Here is a 455-nt window from a genome sequence, read left to right as displayed (position 1 = left end):
TATGAGTACTTTCCATTAAGCGTTAACGTTAAACGTTTTGCAGAGAAGCCTTTCTCAACAACATTTCCCAATCCGATTTCTCTACCTGGCCTTTCCGAACATTCACCTTGTAATAGCCCTTGTGAGTCAGAGATTTAACTTGAATATACTGTCGAGCAAAGACAGGGTTTTTGATTATTAAGTCCGCTTTAATACCATTTAGATGTATGTCTTCACCCACTAAAGATAGATTGCTTTTAGTGAATCTTGAGGCGAGAGCGTAGAAAGCAACCATGATGATGATTGAAGTAACGAAAGGGAAAAACTGGAGTTCAGTGTGATAAAAGAAGTTAATCGCTAAAGATACGATCACGTAACTTATCGTCATTGATAGAACAACGTTCCAATGTGGGCCGCTGTTCTTAAATGAGATTTCTCGTGCCATCACTTGCTCCTTTAAGTAAGTATTTGACCAC

General features: G+C 38.7%; 1 protein-coding gene. It reads right to left on the bottom strand.

Translation table 11 applies throughout. The features are described 5' to 3' along the window. Positions 1 to 28 precede the first annotated feature (28 nt). The coding region (locus AB4486_RS24560) for a hypothetical protein (RefSeq protein ID WP_372119280.1) at positions 29 to 455 on the bottom strand (427 nt) is incomplete at its 5' end.

Origin of the sequence: Vibrio sp. 10N.222.55.C6 (assembly GCF_041473395.1) — a bacterium.
GTDB classification, from domain to species: domain Bacteria; phylum Pseudomonadota; class Gammaproteobacteria; order Enterobacterales; family Vibrionaceae; genus Vibrio; species Vibrio crassostreae_C.
This window is presented reverse-complemented; position numbering and strand designations above follow the sequence as displayed.